Consider the following 15,499-nt stretch of genomic DNA (forward strand, 5'->3'; position numbering starts at 1 on the left):
GGTCTGAGGGCGTCATGGGCCTCGTCGAGGTGGCCGGCGAAGACCGGGTCGGTGGCGTAGAGGTCGCGGGCCATGTGTGTCCATTGGCTTCCTTGGCCGGGGAAGACGAACACGGTTTTCCCGGCGTGCGGGGTGCCGGTGACGAGGTGCGGGTGGGGTTGGTCCTGACGCAGGGCGAGCAACGCGTCCGGATGCGTGACCGCCGCACGGTACGAGTGCTGCACCCGACGCTCGAGGGTGTACCCGACGTCCTGGGACCGGGTACGGGGGTGGGTACGCAGGTACTCGACCAACTGCCCGGCGTACCCGCGCAAAGCATCGGGGGTGTGCGCGGAGAGCAACCAGAGAGTCGGTTCGTCGACCGGGTCGGCAGGCGTGGGGTCGGCGGTGGGGGTGGGTGGCTCCTGGAGGATGAGGTGGGCGTTGGTGCCGCTGATGCCGAAGGAGGAGATCGCGGCGCGACGGGGACGTTCGCGGGTGGGCCAGGCTTGCGCGTCGGCGAGGAGTTCAACGTTGCCGCTGGTCCAGTCGATGTGCGGACTGGGGGTGTCGGCGTGCAGGGTTCGCGGCAGTGTTTCGTGGCGCAGGGCTTCGACCATCTTGATGACGCCGGCGACACCCGCGGCGGCTTGGGTGTGCCCGATGTTGGACTTGATGGACCCCAGGTAGACGGGTCGTTCGCGTTGGCCGTAGGTGTTGAGGATGGCGCCGGCCTCGATGGGGTCGCCGAGGGTGGTGCCGGTGCCATGGGCCTCGATCGCGTCGACGTCACCGATGTCCAGGCCCGCGTTGGCGAGCGCCTGGTGGATGACGCGCTCCTGCGACGGCCCGTTCGGAGCGGTGAGACCGTTGCTGGCGCCGTCCTGGTTGATGGCGGTGCCCGGGATGATGGCGTGGATCGGATGACCGTTGCGCTGGGCGTCGGACAGCTTCTCCAAAACGAGGAGACCGACGCCCTCACCCCACCCGGTGCCGTCGGCATCGGCGGAGAAAGCCCGGCACCGCCCGTCGGCGGAGATCGCGCGCTGTCGGCTGAACTCGATGAACAGACCGGGACTCGACATGATCGCCACCCCGCCGGCCAGGGCGAGACTGCACTCACCCTGACGCAACGCCTGCCCCGCGAGGTGGATCGCGACCAGCGACGACGAACACGCGGTGTCGACCGTGATCGCGGGCCCCTCGAAACCAAACGTGTAGGCGACCCGGCCCGACGCCACGCTGCCGTGGTTGCCCGTGGTCAGGTAACCCTCCAGCTCCGGCGGCACAGCCGGCAGCCGGCTCGCGTAGTCGTGGTACATGAGGCCCGCGAAAACCCCGGTGTCGCTGCCGCGCAGCTGCTCGGCGTTCAACCCGGCGGACTCGATCGCCTCCCACGCGGTCTCCAGCAGCACCCGCTGCTGCGGGTCGATGGTCACCGCCTCACGTGGGCTGATCCCGAAGAACTCCGCATCGAACAGGTCGGCGTCGTGCAGGAAACCACCGTGGCGGGTATAGGACGTTCCCCGGTGGTCCGGGTCCGGGTGGTAGAGACCGTCGAGGTCCCAGTCCCGGTTGTCCGGGAACTCCGAGATCGCGTCGACCCCACCAGCGACCAGCTCCCACAGCTTCTCGGGAGTGTCGACACCCCCCGGATAACGGCAGGCCATCCCGATGATGGCGATCGGCTCGTCGCTGGCGACCCGGGTGGTCGTCGTGGCCTCCGCTGGAGCCTGCGGGCCGAGCCGCGCGACCAGTTGCCCGACCAGGGCGGCCGGCGTCGGGTAGTCGAAGATCAGCGTTGCCGGCAGCCGCAGGCCGGTCGCGGTCGCCAACCGGTTGCGCAACTCGACGGCGGTCAGTGAGTCGAACCCGATCTCCTTGAACGCCCGCGTCGGGTCCACACCGTCCGCCGAGGTGTGCCCGAGGATGACCGCGACCTGGCTGGTGACCAGGTCGAGCAGCGCCTCCGGCGAGGCCGGGGTGGTGCTGCCGCTCGCGGCCACCGGCGCCTGCACACGCCGCCGGGGCACCCGCACGAGGTTGCCGAGCAGTGCCGGCAGCGTGCCGCCCGCGGCCCGCGCCCGCAGCGCCGCCCGGTCCAGGCGGGCCGCCACCACGAGTTCCGCCGGGCCGGCCAGCGCCGCGTCGAACAGGGCCAGCCCAGCCTCACTTCCCATCGGCGCGACGCCGTTGCGGCTCATCCGCCCGATGTCGTCACCAGTCAGGTGCCCGGTCATCCCGCTGGCCGTGTCCCACAGGCCCCAGGCGATGCTGGTCGCCGGCAGTCCGGCTGCCCGCCGGTGTCGGGCGAGGCCGTCGAGATAGCCGTTGGCGGCCGTGTAGTTGCCCTGCCCCGCGCTCCCCAGCGTGGCCATCACCGAGGAGAAGAACACGAGGTGCGCGTCGGTGAGCCGGTGCAGGTGCCACGCGGCGTCGGCCTTGGGCCGCCAGGCGGCGTCCAGGTTCTCGTCGGTGAGGTTGGCGATCGTCGCGTCACGTAGCGTGCCGGCCGTGTGCACCACAGCGGTCAGCGGCGGCGCGATGCCGGCGATCAGGCCGGCGAGGGCTTCCGGGTCGCTGGTGTCGCAGGCGACGACGGTGCCGATCTCGGCGAGTCGGTCGGCGCCGGGCGCGTCCGGCCCGCTGCGGCTGGCGAGGACGAGATGGCGGTAGCCGCTGTCGAAGAGGTGCCGGGCGACGAGCGTACCGAGCGTGCCGGTGCCGCCCGTGATCAGAATCGTGCCGTCCGGATCGAAGGGTAGCGGCGCAGCCGGCACGGTGGCGGCAGGGACGAGCCGCGGCGCGTAGACGCGGCCGTCGCGCAGCGCGAGCTGCGGCTCGCCCGAGGCGAGCGCGCCGGACACCGATGCCCGGCTCCCCGCCGTGTCGTCGATGTCCAGCAGCACCACCCGGTCGGGCTCCTCGACCTGCGCCGTCCGCACCAGACCCCAGACGGCGGCGGCCGCCGGGTCCACGTCGTCCTCGGTGGCGGCGGCGACACCCCTGCGGGTCACCACCAGCAACCGTGCGGCCGGGTCCGGTTCGGCGGCCAGCCAGTCACGCAGCCGACCCAGCACGTCGCGTACCCGTGCGACAGCCGATTCGGGCCCGCCGTCCGACGCGGCTGGTGGCAGGTCGACGACCTCCGCGCCGAGCGCCGCGGCCAGCTCCGGGTCGCCGGCCACCGCCCACCCGCCGGTGACCGGGCTGCCGGCGGCAACCGGTATCCAGGTCGTCTCGTACAGGGCGGTGTCCGGGGTCGCGGCGGTGGTCAGCGCCTGCGCGTCGACCGGGCGCATCGCCACCGCGTCGACGGCCGCGATCGGTTCACCGTCCGGGCCGGTGAGCAGCAGCTCGACCGAGTCCCGGCCGGCCGGCCGCACCCGCAGTCGCGCCGAGGCCGCGGCGGTCGCGTACAGCCGCACGCCGGTCCAGCTGAACGGCAGCCGGGGGCGGTCGGTGTCGCCGGCCGGGCCGAGGACGAGCGCCGCGTGCAGCGCCGCGTCGAGCAGCGCCGGGTGCAGACCGAACTCGGTCGCCTCGGCCTGCTGGTCGATGGGCAGGGCGAGTTCGGCCCACACGTCTGTGCCGTCCCGCCAGGCCGCCCGCAGGCCCTGGAACATCGGGCCGTACTCGTAGCCCTGCGCGGCCAGCTCCTGGTAGACGCCGGCCAGGTCGACCGGTTCGGCGCCTGCCGGCCTGGTGATCGCGGGCGGTGTGCCGCTGACCGTGGCGAGCCGGCCGCTGGCGTGCAGCGTCCACTCGTCGCCGTCGTCCGGCCGCGAGTGGATCCGCAGCGGGCGGCTGCCGTCCTCGGCGGGCTCGCCCACCGCCAACTGCAGCATCACGGCGGCGCCCTCCGGCACCGGCAGCGGCGCGTGCAGGGTGAGTTCGTCCAGGCCGTCCAGGCCGAACTGGGCGCCGGCGTGCAGGGCCAGTTCGGCGAAGCCGGTCCCGGGCAGCAGCACGGTGCCGAGCACGGCGTGGTCGGCCAGCCAGGGGTGGGTCCGCAGCGACAGCCGGCCGGTGAGCAGCAGGCCGTCGCCGTCGGGCAGCGCGACGAGCGCGCCGAGCATCGGATGGCCGGCCGCGCTCAGCCCGAGCGCGTCCGGCGAGGTGGCCGGGTCCGCCGGGCTCAGCCAGTACCGCTGCCGCTGGAACGGGTACGTCGGCAGGTCCGGGCGCGGCCCGTCGGCGCGCAGACCCAGCGGCGTCCAGTCCACCCGTACCCCGGAGACGAAGACCTGCCCGAGGGAGCGCAGGAAGCGTTCCCGGCCGCCCTCGTTACGGCGCAGCGAGGGCACCGTCGTGGCCGTCGTGGCCGGCTCGGTGTCGTCGATCGTCTCCTGCATGCCGACGGTCAGGACCGGGTGTGGGCTCGCCTCGACGAAGAGTTGGAAACCGTCGGCCAACAGGGTGCGGGTGGCCCGCTCGAACTCGACAGTCTCGCGCAGATTCCGGTACCAGTAGTCGGCGTCCAGCTCCGTGGTGTCCAGGTAGTCGCCGGTCACGGTGGAGCAGAACGGCACCTCGGCGGCCCGCGGTCGCACCGGAGCCAGCACGTCGAGCAGTTCCGCGCGGATCGACTCCATCTGCGCCGAGTGTGAGGCGTAGTCAACTGGCACACGACGTGCCCGGACGCCGTCGGCCTCGCACTCGGCAAGCAGCTCGTCGAGGGCGTCGTCGAAGCCGGACACCACTGTGGACGAGGGCCCGTTCACCGTGGCGACGCTCAACCGGCCCGCCCAGCGGCCCAGCCGATCGCGTACCTCCGCCGCGGGCAGCGTCACGGAAACCATTCCGGCGCCGCCGGTCAGCGCGGCAAGCGCCTGGCTGCGCAGGGTCACCACCCGGGCGGCGTCGGCGAGCGAGAGCGCCCCGGCCACGTACGCCGCCGCGATCTCACCCTGTGAGTGGCCGACGACCGCGCCGGGGCGCAGACCGCAGGCACGCCAGAGCTCGGCCAGCGACACCATCACGGCGAACAGGGCCGGCTGCACCACGTCCACCCGGTCCAGCGAGGGCGCGCCCGGGGCGCCCCGCAGCACGTCGACAAGATCCCAGTCGGTGTGCTCGCGCAGCGCCTCAGCGCACGCCCGCAACTGCCGGGCGAAGACGTCCACGGTGTCGAGCAGCTCGACAGCCATGCCGGCCCACTGGCTCCCCTGGCCGGGAAAGACGAAGACCACCCGGGGGTCGGCGGTGGCCGCCGGACCGGTGACCAGGGACGGGTCGTCGCCCGCGCCGGCCAGTGCGGTCAGGCCCGCGGTCAGGCCGGCCCGGTCGTGCGTCACCAGCACGGCACGGTGCTCGAAGAGCGCCCGCCCGGTCAGGGCCGTGGCCAGGTCGGCCGGGTTCACCTCCGGGTCGACGGCGACGAGGTCGCGCAGCCGTCCCGCGTACTGCTGGAGGGCAGCAGGCGTGCGCCCACTGAGCGTCAACGGCACCGGCCCGTCCGTCGCCGGCGCCGCCGCCGCGGTCTCGTCCGACGCCGGCTGCTCGATGATGACGTGCGCGTTGGTGCCGCTGATCCCGAAGGAGGACACGGCGGCGCGTCGCGGCCGGTCGGCCGGCCACGCCCGGGCCTCGGTCAGCAGGGCGACCGCACCGGCCGACCAGTCCACGTGCGGGGTGGGCTCGTCCACGTGCAGGGTCCGTGGCTGCACGCCGTGCCGCATCGCCTGCACCATCTTGATGACGCCGCCGACGCCGGCCGCCGCCTGCGCGTGACCGATGTTCGACTTGAGGGATCCCAGCATCAGCGGTCGGTCGGCCGGCCGGTCCCGACCGTAGGTGGCAAGCAGCGCCCGCGCCTCGATCGGGTCGCCCAGCGTGGTGCCGGTGCCGTGCGCCTCGACCACATCCACCTCGGACGGCTGTAGGCGAGCGTTGGCCAGCGCCTGCCGGATGACCCGTTCCTGGGCTGGGCCGTTCGGCGCGGTGAGGCCGTTGCTGGCGCCGTCCTGGTTCACCGCGCTGCCGCGCAGCACGGCCAGCACCGGATAGCCGCGCCGCTCCGCCTCGGAGAGCCGGGCCAGCACCAGCATCCCGGCGCCCTCGGCCCAGCCGGTCCCGTCCGCGCCAGCCGCGAACGCCTTGCACCGGCCGTCGGGGGAGAGGCCCCGTTGCCGGCTGAACTCGACGAACATGCCGGGGCTGGCAAGCACGGCCGCGCCGCCGGCCAGGGCCAGGGCGCACTCGCCGTTGCGCAGCGCGGTCGCGGCCAGGTGGATCGCGACAAGCGACGACGAGCAGGCGGTGTCCACCGTGAGCGCCGGGCCGTGCAGCCCGAGGGTGTAGGCGATCCGCCCGGAGATGACGCTCGTCGTGGTTCCGGTGAGCAGGTACCCGTCCAGTCCGTCGGCCGGGTCGTGCAGCCGGGGGCCGTAGTCCTGGGCGGTGGCGCCGACGAAGACGCCGGTCGCGGTGCCGCGCAGCGAGGTCGGGTCGACGGTTGCGCGTTCCAGTGCCTCCCACGAGGTTTCCAGCAACAGTCGCTGCTGCGGGTCCATGGCGGTCGCCTCGCGCGGGCTGATGCCGAAGAACGCCGCGTCGAACTCGGCCGCGCCGGCCAGGAAGCCGCCGTGGCTCGTGTACGAGCGTCCGGTCGCATCCGGGTCCCGGTCGAAGAGATGCTCCAGGTCCCAGTCGCGGTCGGTGGGGAACGAGCCGATCGCGTCGACCTCGTCGGCTACCAGGCCCCACAGCTTCTCCGGCGTGTCCGCGCCGCCCGGGTAGCGGCAGGCCATGCCGACGATCGCGATCGGCTCGTCGAGCGCCGCCGCGTACGCGGTCACGTCCGGGCCGCCACCCTCACCTGAAAGGAGCGAGCCCAGGTGCGCGGCGAGCGCGGCCGGGGTGGGGTGGTCGTAGGTGAGCGTCGACGCCAGCGGCCTGCCGATTTCCCGGCCGATGGCGTCGACCAGCTCGACAGCGGTCATCGAGTCGAAACCGAGGCTCTTGAAGGTCTCACCGGCCGGGACCGTGTCGGCCGACCGGTGGCCGAGGACGACGGCGGCGGCGGAGCGCACCGTGGCGAGCAGGTCGGCGACGGGCGCCGCCACGGGTGCCGGCGGTGTGCTGTCGGCGGGGTCGGCGCCGAGCCAGTGCCGTTCCCGTTGGAAGGCGTACGTGGGCAGCGGAACCGGGACCGGCCGGTACGGCGCGAGCAGCGCGGCCCAGTCCACCGCCACGCCGTGCGTGAACAGCTGCCCGAGCGCCGTCACGAAGGCGGGCTCCGCCTGGCGGTCGCGACGCTGGGCCGCAACCAGCACAGCCTCCTCGTGGGCGAGGCAGTCGCGGACCAGCGGGATCAGCGTCGCGTCCGGCCCCACCTCGAGATATCCGGTCGCCCCGGAGGCGGCGGCGGCGCGCACGCCGTCGGCGAAGCGGACGGCAGCCCGGATGTGCCGCACCCAGTACTCGGGGTCGCGGAGTTCCGGCCCGGCCGGCGCGCCGGTCAGGTTGGACACCACCGGCAGCACCGGTTCGCGGTAGGTGAGCTGCCGTGCCACCTCCCGGAACCGGTCCAGGATCGGCTCCATGTGCGGCGAGTGGAAGGCGTGACTCACCCGCAGCCGGCGGGTCTTGCGGCCACGATCGCGCCAGGCTGCCTCGATCATCAGCACTGTCGCGGCGTCGCCGGACACGACCACCGAGGCGGGACCGTTCACCGCGGCGATGTCGACCGGCCCGGCAAGGGTGGCGCGGACCTCGTCCTCGGTGGCTTGCACCGCGACCATCGCACCGCCCGACTGGGCCTCCTGCATGAGCCGGCCCCGCGCGGCCACCAGGGTGCAGGCGTCGGGCAGGTCGAGGACGCCGGCGACGTGCGCGGCGGCCAGTTCGCCGATGGAGTGGCCGAGCAGCACGTCGGCGGTGACGCCGAGCGAGGCGAACAGCCGGTACAGGGCCACCTCGTAGGCGAACAGGGCCGGCTGGGTCCAGGCGGTCGAGTCGAGCAGGCCTCCTCTGGTGCTCTCCGGGGCGAACATCACCTCGCGGAGTGGGCGGTCGAGGTGGCGGTCGAACTCGGCGCAGATCTCGTCCAGGGCCGCGCGGAAGGCCGGCTGCGTCTCGTACAGCTCCCGGCCCATGCCGGGCCGCTGGCTGCCCTGGCCGCTGAACAGCACCGCCAGGCGCGGTTCGGGCGTCACCCGGCCGGTGACCACCCCGGTCGCGGGACTGCCGGCGGCCAGCGCGTCCACCGCGGAGCGCAGGTCGTCCGTGTCGGCGCCGACCAGCACAGCGCGATGGTCGAACGCGGTCCGGGTGGTGGCGAGCGAGAACGCGACGTCCACCGGGTCGCCCGGTGACTGCTCGGCGAGTCGCGCCGCCTGGCCGCGCAGCGCCTCCGGGGTCTGTGCCGAGAGCACCCACGGCAGTACGCCGGTGGTTGCCGGCGGTCGTGGCGCGGGGGTCGTGGCCGGCGCCTCGGTCAGCACCAGGTGGCAGTTGGCGCCGCCCATCCCGAAGGAGCTGACGCCCGCGGTGAGTGGCCGGTCCGGGTGTGGCCAGGCGCCGTGCCGCTGCTGCACCCGCAGGCGTAGCGCGTCCAGGTCGATGTCCGGGTTCGGGGTCTCGTAGTTGAGGCTCGCGGGCAGCTCCCGGTGGCGGATCGCCAGCGCGGCCTTGATCAGCCCGGCGATGCCGGCAGCGCCCTCCAGGTGACCGACGTTCGTCTTGGCCGAGCCGACAGCGAGCGGCTCGGCGGCCGGACGGTCCTGCCCGAGGACGGCGCCGAGCGCGGTTGCCTCGATCGGGTCGCCGCGCCGGGTACCGGTGCCGTGCAGTTCGACGTACTGCACGGCGGTCGGGTCCACTCCGGCCCGCTGGTACGCCCGGCGCAGCATCGCGGCCTGCGCGTCGGCGCTCGGCACGGTCAGGCTCGGGGTGGCTCCGTCGTTGTTGAGCGCGCCGCCGGCGATGACACAGGTGATCGGGTCGCCGTCGCGGATCGCGTGGTCCAGCGGCTTGAGGACGACCATGCCGCCGCCCTCGCCGCGCACGTACCCGTTGGCTCGCGCGTCGAAGGTGAAGCACCGGCCGTCGGGGGAGAGGCCGCCGAACTTGGCGGTGGTGACGGTGGTCTCGGCGGCCAGGTTCAGGTTCACGCCGCCGGCCAGGGCCAGGTCGGCATCGCCGCGGCGCAGGGCCTCGCAGGCGAGGTGGACGGCGGCCAGCGCCGATGACTGGGCGGTGTCCACGGTCAGGCTCGGGCCCCGCAGGCCGAGGACGTACGAGATGCGGTTGGCGATGACGCTGCGGTGCAGGCCGGTGATGGTGTGCGTGCCGATCGCCTCGATGCCCGCCCGGTAGGTCAGGGTCGCGTAGTCCTGCGCCATCGCGCCGATGAACACGCCGGCGTCGCCGCCCCGCAGCCGGTCCGGAACGATCCGGGCGTCCTCCAGCGCTTCCCAGGCCAGCTCGAGCATGAGCCGTTGCTGCGGGTCCATCTCCGCGGCTTCCCGGGGGGAGATGCCGAAGAAGCCGGCGTCGAAGCCGTCCACCCGGTCGAGGAAGCCGCCGAACCCGGTGCCCGGGTTGGCCGCCGCCTCCGCGTGCCGTCCGGTGAATCCGGACGAGCCGCGCCGGTCGGCGGGCAGTTCGGTGATGGCGCTCGTGCCGGTCCGCAGCAGGTGCCAGAAGGCGTCTGGGTCCGGGGCCTGCGGTAGCCGGCACGACAGGCCGACGACGGCGATGGACATGGTGCGATCGGTCATCTCAGGTGTCCGTCCTTCGTCGCGGGATAGCCCGAAGCCGGGCGGGTCAGAGCTTCTCCAGGGCGTATCCGGCCTTGAGCCACTTGCTCGACTCGACGGCCAGGCCCACCGCGCGATCACCGCCGGCCATCCGGCGTAGCAGCCGCTCGAGCTGTAGGAACGGCAGCGCGTTGCCGTTGTTGCCGGTCTCGCTGATGCAGGACACCTCGAGCGCTCCGGGCAGGCCGAGCTGGTCGACGATCCGGCTGGTCATCCGCACCGAGAGCTGCGGTGGCAGGAGGTAGTCCACATCGTCGTCCTGCCAGCCGAGGTCGTCGAGCAGCTCGCGGAGGATCTCGCCGGCCATCCGCGGCACCGATTCCTCGATGGCCTTGTAGTCCTCTGCCGCCGCCGGACGGAGCGAGTCCCGGTCGGCCAGCCCGAACCAGTCCAGTACGTGGCCGGGCGCCCGCCCTCGCCCGGTCAGCCGGTTGAGCAGGCGGCGGATCACCACCCGGCCCGGCCCGGGTTCGCTGCTGAGTACGGCGGCGCCGGCCCCGTCGCCGAAGAGCACCACGTTGATGAGCTGGGCGGGTGGCAGGGCGGCCAGGTCCAGGCTCAGGTCGAAGTACTTCGCGCAGACGTCACCGCCGAGCACCAGCGCGGTGCGGTGCCGGCCGGTGGACAGCAGGGCCTGCGCCACGTCCAGTGCCTGCACCGCCCCGGCGCAGCCGGTCTGCAACTGGTAGGTGGGCAGGTCGTTGACGCCGAGCTGGTCGGCGACCACGTTGACGGTGGCCGGCATCAGCTGGTCCGGCGTGGCCGTGCTCATCACGATCACGTCGATGTCGTCCGGGGTCAGGTCGGCTGACTTCAGCGCCTGTTGGGCGGCGGTGGTGGCCAGCTCGGCCAGGTTCGAGCGGAGCTCACCGGTCGCCAGATCCACGCAGAGGTGCCGCTGGCGGGTGCCGACGAAGACGTCCACCCACTGCTCCCACAGGGTGTCCATGCCGAACCGGCGGGCCAGAGCAGCGTTGTCCACGGCCGGGCCGGGCAGAGCCGCGCCGGCGGACAACAGATAGGTTTCCGGAATACGCATGCTCGTCCCCCTCCTTGGGCGGCCAGCGAACCGGCCGTGCGCCGATGATCCGGAGCGGGGCTAAAGCAGCGCTTAGGAAGGGCTTGGCCGTGCGTGCCCGGACAGAAAAAGGCCCGGGCCGCACCGCGTCCCACGGGGAGGGGACGGGTGCGGCCCGGGCGGCCGGGGCGGGAGGATCAGACGGTCTCACCGACGAGCGGCGTGGGGGCGGCCGTCTCCGTCGACGAGAGCCGACTGGGTGCCTCGACGGACAGGTGCGGCAACACCCGGTCCACCGGTCGGGGCAGCCACCAAGCACCCCGGCCGGCCAGGTGCAGCAGGGCGGGTACGAGCACGTTGCGGAGCAGGAACGCGTCGAACAGCACGGCGATTGCCAGGCCGATGCCGAACTCGGCGACCAGCCGCTCGCCGATCAGGGCGAACGAGCAGAACACCAGCACCATGATGACGGCGGCGACGGTGATCACCCGGGTGGTGCCGCGCTGGCCGTTCAGGATCGCTCGGGTCGGGTCACCGGTGTGGGTCCACTCCTCGTGGATGCGGCTGATCAGGAACACCTGGTAGTCCATCGACAGGCCGAACAGGATGGCCGTCATGAGCACCGGCAGGGTCGGGTCGATCGGCCCGGCCCCGCCGAACCCGGTCAGGTCGTCCAGCCAGCCCCACTGGAACAGCGCGGTGAGGACGCCGAAGGTGACACCGACCGCCACCACGTTCATCACCGCCGACATCAGCGCCACGAAGATGCTGCGGAACGCGATGAGCAGCAGGATCGCCCCGAGCGCGATGACCACGACCAGGAAGAGGGCGAAGCTGTCGGTCAGCACCTCGGCGAAGTCGTCGAACGTGGCGGTCACCCCGCCCACGTGGGCGTCCACCCCACTGTTGGCGGTGACGGGCGGCAGGACGTTGTCGCGGAGCCGGTCGATGAGGCGGCTGGTGGCCTCGTCCTGCGGTCCGGTGGTCGGGATGACCTGGATGATTGCCGTCGACTTGTCGGCGCTGCTCACCGGCGGCGCAACCGAGGCAACCCCGGGCGTGCCGCGCAGCGCGTCCTGCAGGGCGGTGAGGGTCGCCGGGGCGACTTCACCTGTCGGGGTGCTGACCGCCACCACGAGCGGCCCGTTGATGCCGACGCCGAAGCCGGCCGACAGGGTGTCGTACGCCTTGCGGGTCGTCCACGACGCCGGGTCGTTGCCCGAGTCGGAGTGGCCCATCCGCATCGCGAAGAACGGTGCGGCCAGCAGCACCACCACGACGGCGACGACGCCGGTGAGCACGGCGGGATGCCGCCGGGTGAACTCGTTCCACCGGGACGGCTTGCCCTCCACCGCGTCGACCGACTCCGGACCCTCGGCGGTCAGTCGGCGTCGTTCCCGACGGCTGAGGACCCGAAGCTTGAAGAAGCCGAGCAGGGCGGGCAGCAGGGTCACCGCCGCGAAGACGGTGAACAGCACTGTCACCGCGGCCGGCACCGCCATCCCGTCGATCAGCTCGACGCCGATCAGCAGCAGGCCGAGCAGGGCGATGCAGACCGCCAGCCCCGCGAAGAGGACCGCCCGGCCGGCCGTGTTCAGCGCGCGGACCACCGAGTCCTCGACTGCCATGCCGGCTTTGAGGTTCTTGCGGTGCCGGGTGACCACGAACAGCGCGTAGTCGACGCCGACACCCAGCCCGACAAGCGCGGCCAGGGTGGTGGCGATGGTGGAGACACCCATCGCGTGGGACAGCAGACCGATCACGCCGGTGGCGGCGCCGAGGGCCAGCACCGCGACGATCAGCGGTACGAGTGTGGCCAGCAGCGAGCTGAAGGCCAGGAAGAGCACCACGCCGGCGGCCAGGATGCCCACGATGGTGGGCAGCGACGGCGGTTGCTGCTGGCTCAGCGACATGCCACGGCCGCCGAGGTCGACGCTCAGGCCGTCGGTCTGCGCCTGCTGAGCGGTCGTCACCACGTCCTTGAAGAGGGCGACGGGCAGGCCGTCGGCCGGCTCGTCGAACAGCACCGTCGCGTACGCCACAGTGCCGTCCGCGCTGATCTGGGCGGAGCCGGCCGGATCGTACGGGCTCACGACGGCGACGACGTGCTCGGAGGCGCGCACCTCGGCGAGCATCGGGTTGATCCGCGACTGGACCTGGGGGTCGGAGACCGAGCCGGAATCCACCTTCCACACGATCGTGTCCACGTCACCGGACTGCTCCGGGAAGGTCTTGCGCAGCAGGTTGTACGCGTCGGTGGAGTCGGTCCCGGAGGCGTTGAACGAGTCGGAGTACGCGTTGCCGACCGCGCCACTGACCACGCTCACCCCGACCAGGCCCAGGATCCACAGCAGCAGCACGATCACCCGGTGCTGATAGCACCATCGGGCAAGTGATGTCATGTCCGTTTCCTACGCTTTCAATGTGATGTGTTGTGATCTGGGGTGGTCAGGGGAGGGCCGGTGCGGCGGTGGGCAGAGCGGCCTCCGGTTCCGCGGCGGCACGCCGTTGCCGGATCACGGCCAGGGTGATGACGAAGCCCGCGGCGGCCAGCAACGCTCCGGCGATGAACGCGGTGGCCATGCCGTCGGCCAGTACGGTCCGTTCGATCAGGTCGGGGGCCAAGCCCGGGTGCGGCTCACGGGCCGCGCTCTGGCTGGCGGTGCCGAACACGGCGACCAGTACGGCGAGGCCGAGCGCGCCGCCGCCCCACTGCATCGACTCCAGGAACCCGGAGGCCGCTCCCGCGTCGGACTGCGGCACTCCACTGAGGATCGACTGGTTCAGTGCCGTGAAGGCGAAACCTGGACCCATCCCGAGCAGCACCATCGGCCCGAGGACGCCGCCGGCGTAGGTGCTGTCGACGCTGAGCTGGGTGAGCCACGCCGAGCCGATGATGATCAGAGCGGTGCCGAACAGGATCAGCGGCTTGGCGCCGGTGCGGCGCAGCAGCCCGCTGGCTGTCCCGCCGCCGATGAACAACCCGGCGCACATCGGCAGGAAGGCCAGGCCGGCCCGCAGCGCGCCGTAGCCGAGCACGTTCTGCAGGAACAGGGTGCTCAGGAAGGACGCGCCGACAAGTGGCGCGGACAGCAGCAGGATGTTGCTGTAGGACCCGGAGCGGTTGCGGTCGCGGAACAGCCGCAGTGGCAGCACCGGCTGCTCGGCCCGGCTCTCGATGAAGACGAAGGCGCTCAGCAGCACGACGCCGCCGGCCAGTGCGGCGACCGTGGCACCCGCGGTCCAACTTGTCGAGGCGGCGTGGATGAAGCCGTAGACCACCGCCGCGATGCCCAGCGTCGAGGTGAGCGCGCCGGCCAGGTCGAAGCGGCCGGGGTGGCGGGGCGACTCGTTGACGAACCGCGGGGTGAGCACGACCAGCACCGCGCCGATCGGGACGTTGATGAACAGGACCGATCGCCAGCCCAACCACGCGGTCAGTACGCCGCCGAGGATCATGCCGAGCACGACGCTGAGCCCGTACGCCGCGGTGACCGCGCCGAGCGCCCGGTCACGGGCCTTGCCCTCGGCGAAGTTGGTGGCGATCAGGGCCAGCGTGCCCGGGGCGGCGAACGCGGCGCCGGCGCCCTGGAGGATGCGGGCGGCCAGGAGCCACTCGTCGCTCTGGGCGAGGCCGCCGGCGAGCGAGGCCAGCGTGAAGACGATGATGCCGAGGATGAACAGCCGGCGTCGGCCGAGGATGTCGCCGGCCCTACCGCCGAGCAGCAGCAGGCCGCCGAAGGTGAGGGTGTAGGCGTTCGCCACCCAGGCCAGGTTCGTCGGGCTGAAGTCGAGGTCCTGCTGGATGGTGGGCAGTGCGATGTTCATGGCGTTGCCGTCCAGCGCCACCATCAGTTGACAGGTGACGAGGACGAGCAGGGCGATGCCCGGGTGGGCCAGTGGCCGCGCCTCTGAAGCCGCGCCGCTCGATGTCTGGGCCGGAGCCGACATGCGTACCTCCTGGTTTTGTGTGACACTGAACGGGCCGAAGCGTTGGCGCTTAGTGAACGGTGCGTTCACTATAGAGGTGAATTTCCCCACGACGCAAGCGCCTGGGTCAGCTGTCGAGCACGGCGCGAGCTTCGGATGCGCTGCCGGCCCCGTGACAGACTGGGGAGTGTGCCGATGACTCCAAATTCCGCCACCGACAACGTCGCCCACACTCCCGCCGCCAGGCGTCGCCGCGGCGACGTCCTGGTCCGAGCGATCCTGCGGGCTGTCATTGAGCAGTTGGAAACACTGGGCTACGCGAAGCTCAGCGTGGAGGGTGTCGCGGCCGCGGCCGGCACCGGCAAAGCGGCGCTGTACCGCCGCTGGTCCGGCAAGGAGGAGCTGGTGGCCGCGGCCCTGGCCGAGGTGCTGCCGTCGCCCGCCGAGGTGCCACGCACCGGCGACACGCGCACCGACCTGATCGCGCTGCTGGCCTGCATGCGCGACTCCTTCAGCCAGCACGGCACCGCGTTCCAGGTGGTCAAGGCCGAAGCCGAGGCGGGCGAGGCACTGCTGGCCGGTGTGGTGCAGCAGCGGGTGGTGCAGCCGTGCACCGAGGGCATCGGAGCCCTGTTGGCCGAGGCGGCAACCCGGGGCGAGCTGGGCGCCCGCGCCACCCAGCCGCTGCTGGCGAACGTCGGCCCGGCCATGTTGATCTACCACACGTTGACCCGGGGCATCGACATCGCCGACGACTACCTGGACCACATCGTCGACGACCTGATCCTGCCCGCGGCCCGCTGACCGG

General features: G+C 72.5%; 5 protein-coding genes. 1 reads left to right on the forward strand and 4 read right to left on the reverse strand.

Annotation, left to right across the window (positions count from 1 at the left end):
* The 4 genes from AB0F61_RS31615 to AB0F61_RS31630 all read right to left on the reverse strand — a co-directional run.
* A partial coding sequence (locus tag AB0F61_RS31615; RefSeq protein WP_357817257.1) for an SDR family NAD(P)-dependent oxidoreductase occupies positions 1-9,704 on the reverse strand: 9,704 nt, incomplete at its 3' end.
* Between the two features lie 46 nt (positions 9,705-9,750).
* Positions 9,751-10,782 carry a 3-oxoacyl-ACP synthase III family protein gene (locus tag AB0F61_RS31620; RefSeq protein ID WP_357817260.1) on the reverse strand — a complete coding sequence of 344 codons (1,032 nt, stop codon included), beginning with the start codon at positions 10,780-10,782 and terminating at the stop codon, positions 9,751-9,753.
* A 176-nt stretch (positions 10,783-10,958) separates the two neighbouring features.
* A complete protein-coding gene (locus AB0F61_RS31625; protein WP_357817263.1) occupies positions 10,959-13,163 on the reverse strand; it encodes an MMPL family transporter in 2,205 nt (734 codons plus the stop codon).
* 46 nt (positions 13,164-13,209) lie between these two features.
* Positions 13,210-14,712: an MFS transporter gene (locus AB0F61_RS31630; protein WP_357817266.1), complete on the reverse strand. Its 1,503-nt coding sequence runs from the start codon at positions 14,710-14,712 to the stop codon at positions 13,210-13,212.
* 174 nt (positions 14,713-14,886) lie between these two features.
* Between AB0F61_RS31630 and AB0F61_RS31635 the strand changes: the two genes are divergently transcribed.
* Positions 14,887-15,495, forward strand: a complete 609-nt coding sequence (locus tag AB0F61_RS31635; protein WP_357817269.1) for a TetR-like C-terminal domain-containing protein — start codon at positions 14,887-14,889, stop codon at positions 15,493-15,495.
* The last annotated feature ends 4 nt before the right edge of the window (positions 15,496-15,499 follow it).

The organism is Micromonospora sp. NPDC023888 (assembly GCF_040639415.1).
GTDB lineage: Bacteria > Actinomycetota > Actinomycetes > Mycobacteriales > Micromonosporaceae > Micromonospora.